The sequence below is a fragment of the Micromonospora sp. CPCC 205546 genome, from assembly GCF_036902715.1.
Classification (GTDB): Bacteria; Actinomycetota; Actinomycetes; order Mycobacteriales; family Micromonosporaceae; genus Micromonospora.
The window spans coordinates 1-16,122 of the sequence record NZ_JBAKHL010000019.1 but is presented as its reverse complement, the minus strand read 5'-3'; the positions used below and the strand labels follow the sequence as shown (position 1 = coordinate 16,122).

The 16,122-nt window shown below is 72.2% G+C and carries 9 protein-coding genes; 3 read left to right on the top strand and 6 right to left on the bottom strand.

Features of this window, described 5'->3' with window-relative positions:
• The first annotated feature begins 91 nt into the window (after positions 1–91).
• From V6U77_RS12020 to V6U77_RS12010, 3 genes are all read left to right on the top strand, one after another.
• On the top strand, positions 92–1,411 hold the full coding sequence (locus tag V6U77_RS12020; RefSeq protein ID WP_334606358.1) for a M23 family metallopeptidase: 1,320 nt from the start codon (positions 92–94) through the stop codon (positions 1,409–1,411).
• A 367-nt stretch (positions 1,412–1,778) separates the two neighbouring features.
• A complete protein-coding gene (locus V6U77_RS12015) occupies positions 1,779–5,222 on the top strand; it encodes an NACHT domain-containing protein (RefSeq protein ID WP_334606357.1) in 3,444 nt (1,147 codons plus the stop codon).
• 57 nt (positions 5,223–5,279) lie between these two features.
• Positions 5,280–6,200, top strand: coding sequence for an alpha/beta fold hydrolase (locus V6U77_RS12010; RefSeq protein ID WP_334606356.1), 921 nt, complete (start codon positions 5,280–5,282; stop codon positions 6,198–6,200).
• Here V6U77_RS12010 and fxsT read toward each other — a convergent pair.
• The 6 genes from fxsT to V6U77_RS11980 form a co-directional block, all read right to left on the bottom strand.
• A complete protein-coding gene (gene fxsT, locus V6U77_RS12005; protein ID WP_334606355.1) occupies positions 6,178–10,113 on the bottom strand; it encodes an FxSxx-COOH system tetratricopeptide repeat protein in 3,936 nt (1,311 codons plus the stop codon). The genes V6U77_RS12010 and fxsT overlap by 23 nt on opposite strands.
• Positions 10,110–11,300 carry a TIR-like protein FxsC gene (locus tag V6U77_RS12000; protein WP_334606354.1) on the bottom strand — a complete coding sequence of 397 codons (1,191 nt, stop codon included), beginning with the start codon at positions 11,298–11,300 and terminating at the stop codon, positions 10,110–10,112. Before V6U77_RS12000 ends, fxsT begins: the two co-directional genes overlap by 4 nt.
• A gap of 132 nt (positions 11,301–11,432) precedes the next feature.
• Positions 11,433–12,239 carry an aminoglycoside N(3)-acetyltransferase gene (locus V6U77_RS11995; protein ID WP_334606353.1) on the bottom strand — a complete coding sequence of 269 codons (807 nt, stop codon included), beginning with the start codon at positions 12,237–12,239 and terminating at the stop codon, positions 11,433–11,435.
• Positions 12,236–14,554 carry an FxsB family cyclophane-forming radical SAM/SPASM peptide maturase gene (locus V6U77_RS11990; protein WP_334606352.1) on the bottom strand — a complete coding sequence of 773 codons (2,319 nt, stop codon included), beginning with the start codon at positions 14,552–14,554 and terminating at the stop codon, positions 12,236–12,238. Before V6U77_RS11990 ends, V6U77_RS11995 begins: the two co-directional genes overlap by 4 nt.
• Before the next feature lie 6 nt (positions 14,555–14,560).
• On the bottom strand, positions 14,561–14,734 hold the full coding sequence (locus V6U77_RS11985; RefSeq protein WP_334606351.1) for a hypothetical protein: 174 nt from the start codon (positions 14,732–14,734) through the stop codon (positions 14,561–14,563).
• 329 nt (positions 14,735–15,063) lie between these two features.
• Positions 15,064–15,972 (bottom strand): hypothetical protein, encoded by a 909-nt coding sequence (locus V6U77_RS11980; RefSeq protein WP_334606349.1) that lies wholly within the window; start codon positions 15,970–15,972, stop codon positions 15,064–15,066.
• Between the last annotated feature and the right edge of the window lie 150 nt (positions 15,973–16,122).

Genomic DNA, 16,122 nt, shown 5'->3' with positions numbered 1-16,122 from the left:
GCGGGGGCGCCCACAGACCAGAACCAGCACCACGCGCCGTCGACCCACCGTGGTCGTGGACGCGTGGACCCGTGACCACCGAGGGAGTGCCATGAACCAGGACGACGGATCCGGTTGCTGCGGAGGCGGCGACGAAGCCGTACCGGGCATCAGCCGCCGAGCCGTGTTGCGTGCGGCGGCGTGGGGCGCGGGCGCCATGACCGTGGGCGGGGTGCTGATCCCCGGAACCGCGCACGCCGCGCCGACGATCTACAACCCGTTCACCGCGTACCCGGTCACCGACACCTGGGAGGGCCACCTGCGCCGCGGTTCGCTCGGCGGCATCGACTACGGCATGGGTGTGGGCACGGCGCTGCCCGCCTGCGGCGCGGGCACCATCCAGAACATCCCCTACAACGGCACCGGCGGGCACACCGTCACGATCCACCACGGCGACGGCTACCGCAGTCAGTACATGCACCTGTCGCAGTTCCTGCTCCCCGACGGCGCCAGCGTCGGCGCGGGCACCGTGGTGGGGCGGTCCGGCGGTGCCGCCGGCGCACCCGGCTCGGGTAGTTCGACCGGCCCGCACCTGCACTGGCACATGATCGATCCGTCGGGCACCAGGATCAGCCCGCTGGTCTACATCGCGCAGAATCCGGGCCAACGGTCGCGTCAGGTGTTCGAGGCGCCCAGCTTCAACGGTTGGCGGGCCCTACCGGTCTCCGGCAGCGAGGGCGCGGTCACCGGGTCGGCGGTGGCGACGATCGGGGTGAGCACCACGAAGATCATCTACACCCTCGACGGCGGTCGGATCTTCGAGGCGGCCAGCAACGCGGGCTGGCGCAACCTGTGGACCGGCGTCTCCGGCGCACAGGGCACCGCGCTGGCCGCGCTGAACTGGAAGGGCGTGAAGCTCGTCTACAGCGTGGTCGGTGGCGCCGTGCACGAGGCGAGCAGCGGCAACGGCTGGCGCAACATCAGCACGGGCATCAGTGGGGTGAGCTCCTCCTCGATCGCGGCAATCGAGATCGGCGGGATCAAGTACATCTACAGCATCGTCGGCGGCCACGTGCACGAGGCGAGCAGCGCGAACGGCTGGCGCAACATCAGCACCGGCATTCCGGGCTCGGCGGTGGCGGCGATCGCGGCGGGCACCACGAAGATCGTCTACACCCTCGACGGCGGCCGGATCTTCGAGGCGGCCAGCAACGCGGGCTGGCGCAACCTGTGGACCGGCGTCTCCGGCGCACAGGGCACGGCCCTGGCCGCGCTGCACTTCAACGGGACGAAGCTGGTCTACAGCGTCGCCGGCGGCTACGTGCACGAGACGGCCAGCAACAACGGTTGGCGCAATCTGAACAGCGGGGTCCGCGGCTCCACGGCGGCCGTACTGGCGGTGGGGAACAACAAGTACATCTACGCCGCCTGAGCCGGCCGGGGCGGCGATCGCGTTCCTCGGCGCGGCGGGCCTGCCGACGGGGGTCAGGCTGTGGTTGCGCAAGCCGCCGGAACGGTCGCCGCGTTCGACCGGCGCCGGCGGGAACCACTGACAGCACCGTCCGCCGCCCCTCACCCGGTCCTCGGCCGACCGACGCACCCGGCGTGCGGCCGGCCGGATGTTTCCGACCAGTCATGGAGTGACCAACTTCAGCACTTTTCGCAGATTTACCGGGATAAATGCCATTAGCGAGCGGCGAATCGTCTCCAAGTTGCCGACCGGTGAGGAACCGATGGCTTTCCGTCACTGAAGTTCCGTATCCTCAATGGATCCGATCGCCAGCAGCGGAAGGGGCGGCATGCCGCGCCGTTCGAGCCTCAGTTATCGAGATGCGCTACGACTGCTGGCTCCGGGCAGCGCGCGCATCACCGAGACCGACAAGGTCGTCAGCGCGGGAATCCTGGGCGCCGGGGCGCTCTCCCACGGTGCGGCGCTCGCATTGCTCGGCCCGAAGAACGCGCTCATGCAGCTCGTCCGCGACGCCACCGGCAATCAGGCCGGCCGCATCCGCTCCTCCGGCGGAAAGTCGTACTACGAGCTGTTGGAGGCCAGCCACACGGTGCTGGCGCTCTCCGCGTTCTTCGACGGATTCCGCGACGAGGTGGGGTCGGGCTTCGACCGGCTGGAACTGACCGACGCGGAGAAGGTCGCCATGGTGCCGGTCGACCGGCGTCAGCACACCCTGCCGCAGGAGATCGACAGCGGATACTTCCCGCTGCCGTCCTCGGTCCACGGCATGGACGACACCCGTCGTGACGTCAAGATCGCCTACGTCACCCTCTACGACGCCACCATCGCCTTCTGCGACGGCCTCGCCGCCTGGCCGGCGGTGCGGCGCGGACTCGACCTCACGTCGCTGCGGTCCCGCGTGGTCGCCCGCAGCATGGAGCACTACGAGGACCGCTTCGACCGGCTCGCCGCGGACCTCCCGGAGTTCGGGTTCCGGATGATCCGGCAGGCGATCGAGCACAGCCTGGTCGACAACCGGAAGCTGACCACCGAGGTCGCGCAGCGGTTGGACGCGCTGGCGAAGCTGTCCCACAACCTGGCGGGCCTGGCCGGGCCGGCCCCGGCCGACCGGCCCGACCTGCTCCGCGAGTCCCTCGACCGGCTCGCCGGGTCGCTGACCGCGGTGTTCCGGCAGCCGCTGCTGAGGATCAAGGACATCGACTTCCACCTGCGGCTGCCGACCGTGGAGCGTGGCTTCATCAGCCCCGACTTCCGGGTCGCCGAGCACGGCAAGCACGCCGCGCCGGAGCGGGAGCGCTGGTGGGAGGAGCAGCCGCGCAGCGGAGACCTCGTCGGCTTCCTCTCCGACTACCTGACCGATCCGGCGAGCCTGCACCGCCCGCTGCTCCTCCTCGGCCAGCCGGGTGCCGGCAAGACGCTGCTGACCAGGGTGATCGCGGCCCGGCTGCCGGCGAACCGGTTCACCGCGATCGTCGTACCGCTGCGCCGGATGTCCGGTGACACGTCGCCGACGGAGCAGATCGAGTCCGCGATCGAGCAGCTGATGGACGAGCGCATCCGCTGGGCGGACCTGCGCCGGGCCACCAGCACCACCACCGTCGTGGTGATCTTCGACGGGTTCGACGAACTCGTCCAGGTCACCGGCACCTCCCACTCCCAGTACATCGAGCGCGTGGCCGAGTTCCAGGAGGCCCAGTGGGACCTGGGCTACTCGGTCATCCCGATCATCACGTCGCGGGTGCTGGTGATGGACCGCGCCAGCGTGCCCCAGGGCACGGTGCTGGTCCGTCTCGAGGACCTCACCGACGCGCAGGTGACGACCTGGGTGTCGGCCGTGAACGGCGCCAACGAGGACCGCTCCGGCTACCGTCGGCTGTCGGCGCGGGACCTGCTGTCGCACGGCGAGCTGGCCCGCCAGCCCCTGCTGCTGACACTGCTGGCGATCTACTACGACGAACACCGCGTCGACCGGCGTCCCGACCTCGGCATCTCCCGCTCCGACCTGTTCACCGGCCTGCTCACCGCCTTCATCCGCCGGCAGATCGGCGAGAAGGCGCCCAGCGCCCTCGGGCAGCACGAACGGGAGGCCCGCGAACACCGGCTGCGGCGCGACCTGGCCATCACCGCGTTCGCCATGTTCAACCGCAACCGGGAGCTGGTCAACCGGGCCGCGCTCCGCGCCGACCTGGACTGCTTCGGCTCCGGCGCCGACGGCTCCCGGTTCGAGCTCGGCGACGTGCTCGGCCCGGAGCAGTTGGTCACCGCCGCCTTCTTCGTGGTGTACGGCCCGGACGACCTGCAGGGCGAGGACGCCCGCCGGACGTACGAGTTCCTGCACGCGACCATCGGCGACTTCCTGATCGCCGAGTACGTCGTCGGGTCGCTGCGGGAGCTGACCGAGCTGCGCCGGCGTACGCGCACCCCGGCCGGGTTCGGCTACCAGCTGGACACCGGCCAGTTCCGCGCGCTGCTCTCCCACCAGCCCCTGGTCAAACGGGAGGCGGTGGTCGGGTTCGCCAAGGAACTCAGCTCCCGGCATCCGCAGGAGCGCGGCGCCATCGTCGAGACCATCGCCGCGCTGCTGGCCGAGGCACGACAGCGGGGCAACCTGGCGGGGGTGGACGGTTACCGACCGTCCCCGTACGACCCCGTGCGGCTGCTCGCCGCCTACACCGCCAACCTGGTCGCGCTGGCCGCGCTGGTGTGCGGCGACGGCGTGCCGTACACCGATCTGATGGACGACGGGACCTGGGCCTCCACGGTAAGGCTGTGGCGGGCGGGTCTGGACGAGAAGGGCCAACTGGCCATGATCAGCTGGCTGCGGCGGGACGCCGACAGCCGCATCACCGTCGAGCGGCGGCGCGAACGCCGGGGGGAGACGGCGAGTGTGGCCGCCGAGGAGGCCCGGCTGCTCGGCGACATCACGACGTACGGCCAGTTGGAGGCCGGCGCGAGGACGTGGCGCGGGCGGCAGCCGGACAGCTTCGAGGCCGGTTCGTTCCACGCCGACCTGGTGTCGCTGGCCACCCGGCGCTGGCCGGTGCCGTCGTTGCCGCAGCTCATCCTCTACGACGAGCGGAGCTATCGGCGGCTGTGGGATCGTGCCGTCGAGTGTCCGGAGGCGGTGTCCAGGACGAGTGCCACCGTGTTGCTGGAGTGCCTCGCCGAGGACGGCGCGCAGTTGCCCCGCGAGGTGGTCTGCGGGCTGACCCGGGTGGCGCTGACCCGGCTGCCCAGGTCCGTGACCGCGCCACCCGAGCTGATCATCTCGTGCCCGTACCTGATCGACGAGTTTCCCGAGCTGCTCGATTCGATCGGCACGCCGGATGACCACGCCGTGCTGCACGCGCTCATCCTCCGGCACGGGCTCGACCGGCTGCCGCGGCGGTACGTGCCCCGGGTGCGGGCGGTGCTCGCCGACATCGAGGGACGACTCGCCGAGCTGCCCCTGGAGGACGGCGTCGTCTCGGCCGAGATGGCCGAGCAGTTCGCCGCCGCACGCGTCGACAACCGCACCGCGCTGTGGCTGTTGATGGCGTTGAGCGAGTACGCCGACCTCGCGTGGCGGAAGATCCCGCCCAGGACGATGGCCGACCTGCTCGCCCACCGGCTGCCGGACGAGTTCCTCGACGAGACGGGCCTCTGCCGGCTGCTCCTCGACTACCTGCGGGCGCACGGCCGGGTGCCCGCGAGGGTCACGTTGACGGGCGCTCTCGACACGCTGCGCGCCCTGGCGGCGACCGACCAGGCCCCGACCGCCGACCCGGTCTGACCACACGCTCGGCCGGGGGTGCCACCCGAGCCGTCACCACCCGTCCGGAGGCCCCGATTGTCCCCACCGCCCACGCACCGCGAGCACATCGTCCGAGCCGGAAGGAGGACCCTGGCCGTCGACATCGCCGGCGCCGAGCGCGGCTGGCCGGTGTTCCTGATGCACGGCACGCCGGGCAGCCGCAACGGGCCGCGACCGCGCTCGAGTGTGCTCTACCGGCTCGGCGTCCGGCTGATCTCCTACGACCGGCCCGGCTACGGCGGTTCCAGCCGGTCGCCGGGTCGCCGGGTCGCCGACGCCGCCGCCGACGTCGCGGCCATCGCGGACGACCTGGGCATCGACGAGTTCTCGGTGGTCGGCCGCTCCGGTGGCGGCCCGCACAGCCTGGCCTGCGCGGCCCTGCTGCCGGAGCGGGTACGACGCACCGCGGTCCTGGTCGGCCTCGCCCCGGCCGGCGCGGCCGGGCTGGACTGGTTCGGCGGCATGACGCAGGCCAACGTCCGCGACTACGGCACCGCCGAACACGACGTGCTGGTCCTCGCCGAGCAGTTGCGCCTGCGGGCCGAACGGACGATCGACGACCCCGGTTCGCTGCTCGCGCTGCTGGTCGAGCAGATGACCGAGGCCGACCGCCGGGTGGTGGCCGGCGTGCCGATCCGCCGGCAACTGACCGACGCCTACGCCGAGGCGCTGCGTCGAGGGCCGGACGGCTGGATCGACGACGTCCTCGCGCTGCGCGCCGACTGGGGCATCACGCTGGCGCAGATCCGGATGCCGGTGCGGCTGTGGCACGGCGCCGACGACAACTTCGCCCCGGCCAGTCACACCCGGTGGCTGGCCGAGCAGATTCCCGGCGCGCAGCTGCACGTGCAGCGACGCAGCGCGCACTTCGGCGCGGTCGAGGTGCTGCCGGAGACGCTCGCCTGGCTGACCCGCCCGTCACAGCGGGCCCCGCTCAGATCGGATGCGGGTCGATGATGCGCCGTTGGAGCCGGTTCTGGCGCACGGCCTCGACCGCCGGGTGGTTCTCGCCCAGCCGGTAGGCGAGGTCGCGGGTGACCGCCTCGACCTCTGCCCGCCGGCCGGACTGCGTCCGCTCCTGCATCAGCACCAGGTTCGCCCGGCAGCGCAGCGCGTTGGGGTTGTCCCGACCGAGCGTGCGGGCGAGGCCGTCGTAGGCGTGACGCAGCAGGCTCAGCGCCTCCCGGTCGGCCGCCTCCCGGCCCTCCGGCGGGTCCGGCTGCTCGGCGATGCAGATGCCCAGGTTCATCGCGCCGGAGAGCACGTACGGGTGGTCGCCGCCCAGTACGGCGGCGAGCGCGTCCGCCGACCTGCCGGCGAGCTGCCGGGCCTCGGCGAGGTCGCCGGCGCGGCGGGCGACCATGGCCAGGTTGACCAGGCAGACCAGGGTCAACGGGTGCTCGGGGCCGAGATTGCGCTGGTAGATGCGGTGCACCTCGGTGAGTTCCCGGCTGGCGCGTTGGAAGAGGTCGACGGTGAGCAGGTTGATCGACAGGCTGAGCCGGCAGGTCAGGGTCTCGGGATTGTCCGGCCCGAACCGCTCGGTCAGCAGCTCGTAGGCGGCCTCGAGGAGCTTGCCCGCCTCGACCGCGTGCCCGGCCGCCCGCAGCGACACCGCCAGGTTCGTCTGCGTACGCAGGGTTATCAGATGCTCGGCCCCCGCCGTGTGCAGCAGGTCCCGGTGGACGCTCCTCAGCCGGGCGATCGACTGCTCGTAGTCGCCGGCGTCGCGCATGTCGATGCCGACGTAGGCGGAGGAGGCGAGCGTGTCCGGGTGGCTCTCCCCCAGGATGGCGCGGCGTCCGGCCAGCACCATCTCGTCGTTCTTGCGGGCCTCCCGGAAGTCGCCCATCAGGCGTTGGGTGCTGGCGAGGTTGTTGAGGGCGGCGAGGGTACGCGGGTGCTCCTCGGTGAAGTTGCGCTTCCAGGCGTTGAAGGTGATCTCGTCGAGGCGCAGCGCCTCGCTGTACATGCCCATGCCGCGCAGGTCGCGCGCCAGCCCGCCGGCGGTCATGAGGGTGTGCGGGTGGTCCTCGCCGAGCAGTTCCCGCTGGGCCGTGAGCACCTGCTCGTCGAGCGTCCGGGACCGCGTGAACTGCCCGAGGAAGGCGAGGATGTTGGCGAGGTTGAACTGCAGGTGCAGCAACTGCCGGCGCAGGTCCTCCCGCTCCCGCGCGTCGGTCTCCTCCGCCAGCATCTGCTCCCAGGTCCGGGCGACCTCCTCCCCGAGGTTGCGGCCGGTCTCCAGGTCGCCCCGCAACTGCAGGTAGCGGACCCGGTCGATCATCAGGGCCCGCACCTCCACCTTCCGGCTCAGCGACGCCTTCGACGCCTCCAGGTGCGGCCAGATGACCCGGAACCGGGGCCACCCCTCGGGGTCGTCGACCTCGCCCTCCGGCCGGGCGGCGGCCAGCACCAGGTGGACCTGGCGGCGCGCCTCGTCGAGTTCCTGCTCCGTCATCCGGGACCGGACGGCGTGCTGCAGCAGGCGGTGCATGAGCACCAGTCCGCCCCGGCCCCGCTCGCCGCCCGACGGGAACTCGGCCCGCAGGTCGACCCGGACCAGGGCGAGCCGGTTCGCCTGCTGCACCAACTGCTGGCGGACCAGCCGTTCCTTGGCCTGGGGATGGAACGGGACCAGCGCCTCGGCGAACTCGTCGCTGTAGACCAGGTCGGCCGAGATCTCCGGCGCGAACACCGAGCAGAGTTGCAGCACCCGGTAGGCCGCCGGGTTCCTGGTCCGCAGGTGGTTGAGGGAGAGTTCCCAGGTGGCCTCCACCGAGACGTTGCTGTGCGGCTCCATCACCGCGCCCGGACCGAAGCGGGCGATCTCGGCGAGGTAGCTGTCGACGGAGTGGCCGGTGTCGGCCAGCCAGGCCGCCGCGGCGGTGACCGCGATCGGCAGGTCACCCAGCAGGGAGGCGATCCTGTCGGCCTGGTCGGCCCGCACGTTCGGCACCCGACCGGTGAGGTGCTGGATGCTCTCCGCCCGCTTGAACACGTCGACCTGCACGGTGGTGGCCCGCTCGACCCACTGCAGGTTCCGCGACGTGATCAGCACGTGGCCCTTGCCGTCCGGCACGTATGGCAGAACGCCCTCGACCTCGTCTGCGTTGTCCATGATGAGCAGCCACCGGAGCTCGGTGTGACGCAACGCCTGAAGCACCAGCCGGGCGTTCTCCCGGTTGGAGTCCGACGAGGACACGCCCAGGTAGGGCGCCAGGTCGCCGATCGCGGACTCGATGAAGGGCACCTGATCGGCGTCGATCCACCACACCATGTCGTAGGCGGCGCGGTAGCGGTGGGCGTACTCCAGCGCCAGTTGGCTCTTGCCGATGCCACCCATGCCCTGCAACGCCACCGGGCCGGTGCCGGCCAACACCACCTTGGGGCTGCTGCGCAGCAGCGTACGCAGCTCCCGCAGGTCGTCCTCCCGGCCGGTGAAGCGCTTGTTGCGGCCCGGCACCTCGAAGGCGGTGTTGTCGCGGCCGGGGAACCGGGGCGCGGTCGGCAGCTCGATGTCGGCCGACGCTCCCTCCCGGCCGACGAGGCGGAGGATCCGGACCGCCGCCGTGCGGGCCTCCAACCCGGCCACCGAGACGGTGTGCGCCGCCGGGACGTCCGCGAGCCGCCGGACGTCCGCCACGTAGACGACCAGCGGCACCTGGTCGGGCGACCGGTCCGGCGCGGCGAGCACGGCCTCCTCGGTGGCGTTGGCCTCGGAGACGATGATCAGCTCCCGGGCCGTGCGGGGCGCCTCGTCGTCGGCGAACCACGGGTCGGTCACCCGGATGTCGGCCGAGACGAGCAGGTGGCCGATCCACTCCGCCCACACCCGGTCGTAGGGGGCGTGCCGGAGCAGGATCTCGTTCTCCACCGAGGTGGAGGTGCGGGTGAACCGGGCGTTGATCCGGTCGCGTACGGCGCTGCTCATCGGGGGCAGCGACTCCACCTCGCCCCCGGTGATCTCACCGACCAGGACCTCGTACGCCGACAGCAGCGAGCCGTTGACGCCGGGCTGGTCGGCGAAGGTGGCCAGCAGTTCCTCGTACGCGTAGAACGCCTGGTAGGGCACCTGCATCCGGGCCCAGTACCGGTCGCGTGCGGCCTCGCCCAGTCCGCTCGGCAGGCCGCTGAAGCGCTGGCGGGCCACGGTCCGCCCGGTGTCAGCCTTGACCTTCTCCGCGGGATCGATCCGCATCGGCACGGGCAGTACGCGGATGCGCCGGGAGCCGTAGCGGTGCTCGACCAGCCGGGCCACCTTCGCCGCCCCCGTGATGCCCTGCTCGCTGAGGGTGAAACAGGTGACGAGCACGTCCGGCAGCTGGATGGTGCAGATGTCGGCGACGTCGGAGAAACCGGTGCGGCTGTCGATCAGGACGTAGTCGTAGTTGCGCTTCATGTCGGCGCGCAGGGCGTCGAAGAAGTGGCCGCCGCCCTGCCGCTCGTAGAACTCGTCCCAGTTCATCCCGGCCAGCGCGCCGGCGTAGTCGTTGTTCTGCTGGCCGGCGGAGAGGAAGTCGAGGGTCCCGTCACCCGGGAAGTTGGACCAGTTCAGCGAGAACGAGTACTTGTGCACGCGGGCGTACTGCTCGTGCCAGCGCTCGTCGCCCTTGTCCTGCTTGGTGGTGGTCGCCCACTCGTACTCCCGGATCAGGTCGATCACGCCGCCGGTGCTCTCCAGCGCGTCGCGGTCGATGAACGGCGCGAAGAAGCGCGACAGCCCGGGAGACTCGAGATCCCAGTCGACAGCCAGGACCCGCTTGCCGTTGGCGGCGAGGATCCAGGCGACATTGGCCAGCGCCATGGTCCGGCCGGTACCGCCCTTGTAGGAATAGAAGGTGACGACCTGTCCCTCGCCTCGGGTCAATTGTCCACTCCTTCGTCGGGCGGCGGGCTCTCCCAGAGCCGGGGCTTGCTGATCGGCCGTCCCGGCGGCGGGTAGGCCGGCCTCGCGTCCAGGTAGCGGCGTCGCATCCGGTCGACGAGGCCGTGGATCCCGGCGCGCCAGTCGTCGTACGTCGTGACCGTCAGCGGGCGTGCCGTCGCCGGGAACAGCGCCACCGCCCGATCGAGCAGCACCGTGCCGTGGAAGCGGCGGTCGGGGACGGAGTCGTCGACGATCACCACGACGCCCACCCAGCTGTGCAGGCAGTCGACGGCCGCGCGGACGGCCTCCGTGCCGTCCTCGGTCTCGACCACCCGTGGGTCGACCATGAGGACGCCCGGACAGCCCTCGAACAGGCCGGCGTCCGGCACGAAGTCCCGGACGTCGATCGGCATCCGCAGCCGCTGGACCGCGTCGGTCACGTCGTCGACGACCGGTGGCCGGTCGCGGAACGGCCGCCACCGACCGGCGTGCGTGTCGGATCGCCCGTTGAGCCGACCCGGGCCCGGCGGCTGCCCGGGGGCGATGACCACGGCCCGGAAGGGCACCTCGCTGGTCGGGGACGCCGGCATGTCGGTCGGCCCGGACGGCGGCTCGGCCGGTTGCAGCGGGGTCTGCTCCGCGGTGTCGACGATGTGCTGGGCCAGCCGCTCCAGGACCTCCTTGTAGGCGTTCTGGAAGATCTGCAGCCGGCAGAGCGCGCTCATGCCGTTGACGGCGTAGGCGTCCACGTCCGCGGCCATCGCCAGCGCCCGGGCCTGGTCGGGCGCGTGGACGGCCGCGGGCGACGGCGTCCACAGGACCGGGAGGATGTTGTCCCCGTCGGCCGGACGACCGGCCCGCAGCAACCGTTGCCGGAACCACTCCCGGTCCCGGCGCGAGTCGTCCCGGTTGAGGTAGTCCGGTGAGTACAGCGGGACGAACACCTCGGCCTCGGCGAGCGCCATGCGTTTCTGTTCCGTCCGGTCCTCCGAGGGACGCACGGTGAAGTCGGCGAAACCCCGCCGGCGCAGCCGGGCGCCCGGTCGCCCGTCGATCGCCAGGTTGAGATCGTGGTAGAAGCGGCGGACCCAGTGGTCGCCGAGAGTGCGGTCGTTGTGCGTCGGCGGGGGGACGTAGCTCAGGAAGAAGTATCGTGCGCCGGCGAGGACGGGCCTCTCATGACTCACGTCGACACGACCCGTTCAGCGCGGAAAGAGCGTCCGACCGCCAACCGGTAATGATCACGCGCTGCTCTCCAGTCGACACGATGTGGAGTGTATCGATCAGAGTAGAGATGTTGCCCGCCGGTGACCAGGGCCTCACCGTACGGCGTGGTGGTCCATCCAGGTGACCGCGGTACGTACCGCCGCGGGTATCGGCAGCAGGCGGGCGATGGCGTCCCCGACCGTCGCGTGGCGGGTGAAGTCCGCCCGGTCGAGTTCCTCGCCGATCGCGGCGAACGGGGCCGCGTCCAGGTGCGGGGCGTGGAAGTCCACCCGTTCCCGGCGACCGTCGCGCAGCACGTAGCAGCGGTAGGGACGGCACACCGGCGGCCGGCTCAACCGGTACTCGGCCAGGTGCAACGCGGTGCACGCCGGGTAACCGACGCCGAGCAGGAGGGTCCAGGCGCCGACGGCCTCCAGCGCGGCCAACGGAGACCGGTCGCCGAGGTGGGAGTCGAGGTCGTGGACGCGCATCAGCGCCTCCGCCCGAGGGCCCCACGCGCTGAACGACGTCTGCGGGTGCCGGCTGCGCACCGCCCCGGGCAGCCGGCGTACGTGTTCGGCGAGCGCGCCCACCCCGAACGACGGCGTGACGGCCGGGTCGAAGCCGGGCATCCGCTCCTCGTAGGCCCGGCGCTCGTCGTCGGTCATCCCGGCGGTCGCGGCACGGTACGCCGCGCTGCTGACCGAGTTGTCGGGGGTCTGTGCCGGCACCACGACGGTGCCCGTCGGCCCGACGACCGCGCGGAGCGCCTCGGCCAGGGTGTCCACGCCACCGACGACCGGCCCGACGGCGCGCATCGCGCAGTGCACGAGCACGACGTCGCCGGGGCCGAGCCCCAGCGAGCGCAGCTCGGCGGTGAGGGTACCCAGCCGGTGTCCGGTCCAGACGGCGGTGGTCACGACGGCCACCCGGCCATCGATCGGGCGACCAGCCGGAGCAGCCGCGAGCCCGCCGGGGTGAGCGCGTCCGCCGTTTCGAGGGCACCGATCGCCTCGGCCGTCCAGTCGCGGTAGCGCCGGTAGACGGCCTGCGCCCCGTCGAGCTGGCGGTCGGCGCGGATCCGCCAGATGTCGGCGACCGCCGCGTGCGCGTAGATGCCGTGCAGGACGGCCTCCACGGGGCGCGGGTCGGGCCGCCAGCCGACCACGATGTCGGTCGTCCGGGTGCGGTCGACCAGGTCGCAGATGTCGAGCAGGGCGTTCATCTTGCTGTGCTGGAACTCGTGCACGAGCAGCACCGCCAGGGACCCGGCGTCCGTCTCCGTCGCCGCGACACCGCCGAATGCCTGCCGCCCGGTCGATGCCTCGCTCACGCCGTCGCCGCTGCGCCGCAACGGCACCAGGGCCCGCAGGCCGGCCCGCAGTTCCTCGGCGTGGCCCGGCACCTCGTCCGTGACGATCCCCCAGGCCGCCGCGAAGGTGGCGGCCCAGCGGGTGGCGCCCGCGTCGTCCAGCCGCTCACCGACGGGCAGCCGGTGGCAGTCCCGGTGCGGATCCCCGTCCTCCAGCAGCACCGTCATGTCGTCCGCGACCAGGGTCCGGGTCGGCTGCCACCGGGGCGTGTCCTCGCCCGCGTCGGTGCGGACCGCCACCGTCACGTCCCCGGCGCTCACCTTCAGGGAGCCCGGGCCGACGTCGACCTGCGCCGTGCCGTCGCCGACCTCGGGCAGCAGCACGGTGCCGACGGTCGGCAGGTGCAGGCGGCCGGCCCGTACCGGCACCGTCACGCGTACCGGCACGCCGGCGTCGCTCGCGACGGCGGCGGCGATCGCGCCCAGGTAGCCGGGCCCGTGCCGGGCGCCGGTGCCCGTGCCGGCCAGGCAGTCGACCGCCCACGTGCGCACGTACGGGTGCGCCGCGACGCGGGCGACGGATCCCGGCGCGCGCCGGTCGAGTTCGGTCAGCGCGGCCCAGCCGTCCGCTCCGAGTCCCCCGTCGGGCAGGCCGCCGGCCACCTCGCGCAGCAGCGCGCGGACGATGGCGGTCTGCGCCTCGACGAGCTGGCGGATGGCGTCCCCGTCACCGTCACCGGTGGAGGCCGCGACGCGGTCGACGAGGCCGTCGGACAGGTCGGCGTCGAGCCGCACCGGCACGGGCGCCGGCAGGTTCTCGTTCACGTGCACGACCAGTTCCTTCAGATCGGCGCAGTAGACGCTCGGATGGTCGAAGTGCCCGGCGCCGTACCGGTGGGCGAAGAGGCCGCCGCCGCACTGGTCGACCACCGCGCACCGCCGGCACTCACCGCTGAGCCCGGCGCGGCCCGAGCGGCGGCGAGCCAGTTCCGGGCTGGCGGCGACGTCGTCGACCGGGTGGGAGAAGACGGTCATGCCGGTGGCCGGCGCGCCGTCGTACGCGGTCTTGAGCGAGTCCGCCTGCTCCCACTCGCCGTCCGTCTCGACCACGGCCAGGTCGATCGGGTCGAGACCGAGCCACTCGGTGCCGCTGGGGCCGCCCCGGGCGGTGGACAGGAGCGAGTCGAAGAGGCGCACCGGAACCGGACGGCCGTCGGCGCGCCAGCGGTCGTAGACGGCGCGGAGCCAGTCGGCGTACGCGGTGCCGCCGGTCCCCGGCCGCCACGGCGGGGCGTCCCAGGTGGCGTGGGGAAGCAGGAAGTCGATCCGGGGCGGTTCCTGGGCGAGCAGCGACTCGTACACTCCGACCGGGTCGTTGCGGACGTCCACCGTGCACAGCAGGCCGGACCAGAGCCGTCGGTAGGCCGGGCGGCGGAGCAGGGCGAGGGCCCGCAGCACCTGGTCGTAACTGCTGGCCCCGTTCCGGAACCTCCGATGCAGGTCGTTGGCGGCGCGAGCGCCGTCCAGCGAGACGCCGACCGCGACGTCGTATTCGGCGAGCAGGTCGCAGAACCGTTCGGAGAGCAGCACCCCGTTGGTCTGCATGCCGATCCGCAGCCGGGTGACCGGGTCGATGACGCGCCGGAGATCGGCGACGGTCCGGCGCATCCGCTCGGGACCCAGCAAAAGCGGTTCCCCGCCGTGGAGAACGACGGAGACGCTCGACAGGCGGTGCGCGGTGGCGTGTTCGGCGATCCGGTCCGCCGCGGCCCGCAGCACCTCGGGCGTCATCCACGTCGGGCGCCGACGCCAGCTCTGGTCGGCGTGTTCGTAGACGTAGCAGTGGTCACACGCCAGATCACACCTGGAGTGGACCTTGAGGACGAACTCGGTCAGCGCCGCACGGGCCGGCCCGGGGGACATCGCGGATCAGATGAACGACGAGAACTTCGCCACGGGGACCCTGGTCTGATCGAGGTGAGCCGCCATCACCCGGCGCACGATCGGCGAGGTGTCCGCGGCGGAGAGTCGGTCCAGCGGCTCCTCGAGAACCCTGCCGAGCGACACCGGGGGCTCGTCCTGACGCATGGGTGCGGTTGTCATGAGTCTTCCTTAGGTAATCGTGTGCGCGCCAGGCGAACACATGAAGCGACGGCCTACCGTAGTGCGTCTGCGGGTTGATCACCATCGACCCACCGGTGAGACACGGTGCTCATAAGACTGAATGCGTCGCGACCGTCAACCGTCACCTCGTGTGAACGGCCCCGGGTTCAATATTATGCTCCTATTTGGGCATCCAGCACGATTCAAAAGTCCAGATTTTTGCAGAAATCGTCCATAGGGTGACAGCAGCCGCGCCTCGGCGCCTCCGGGGCAGCCGCGGGGGTCGTGCAGTGCGTCGGGACGCGCGGTGGGTGGCGGCTCCGCCGGCCTCAGCGCCGGGCGCCGCCGGGCCGACCCCGGCCGGTTCCGCCGGCCCGGTGACCGATGCGCGGAGCGCGTACCACCTGGGCGTTTCCCGCCCCGGGGCGGAAGTCCCGCGCCGCGCCGGCGACCATCTCGTCGGGATCACTCTCCAGCGCCTGCCGGATGTGCGGCGGAACCAGCTCCGACGTCGCCAACGCCATCCGCACCTGCACCGAGCGGTCGTCGACCAGGCGTCGCAGATCCGCCTCGTCCAGCTCGACCGCGAGCACCAACGCGGCGCGGACGTCCACCACGGGATCCTGGGCGAGCGCGCTGCGCTGGGCGGCGGTGGTCCGCGGGTTCCGGGCGAGCCCCTTGCGTACGCGGGCGGTGCGGTCGGCCAGCAGTGCGGTGATCACATCGGGGTGGTGGGTGTGGGTGGCGAGACGTTCCCGCACCTCGGGTGAGACGTCGTCGGCCAACCGCGCGGCCAGCTCGGGCTCCAGGTCGCGCGTCTCCGCGAGGAGGCCGCGAAGCTCCTTGTCGGGAGCCTCCGCCATCACCCGGCGGACCGACTCGTTGCAGGCCGGGTTGCCGGCGACCGCCCAGCGGACCCATCGGTCGGCGTCCTTGACCAGCAGCAGGAGATTACCGATCGAGGTCGAGGGGTTCCTCGCCACGGCCTCGCGGACATTACGATCATGGTCGCGGGTCAGCGGTCGCAACGCCTGCGCGGGCGCGTCGGCGCGGGTCGCGACGGCCTTGCGGACCACGGCCGACGGATCGGACGCCAGGTCGATGAGCGTCATCTGTGCCGTGGTGGGGTCCTGCGCGACGGCGAGCCGCGCGTCGACGCTGCCACCCGTCGCACCGTCCGCGGCGGCGTCCGACCCACTGTGACGGTCGGGCCCGCCGACGTCCTGCTGTTTCCCCATGGGCGCCATCATGTCACGGGCCGACCGGCCAGCCGCTCGACGCCGTCGGCCACGCGACCGGGACCGCGCCAGGCTCGCCGCCCGGCCGGCCAGGGGGGGGGGGATGCCGCCACCCCCCGGGCCCGGGGGGTCGGCGGCCCGGGCGCGGGG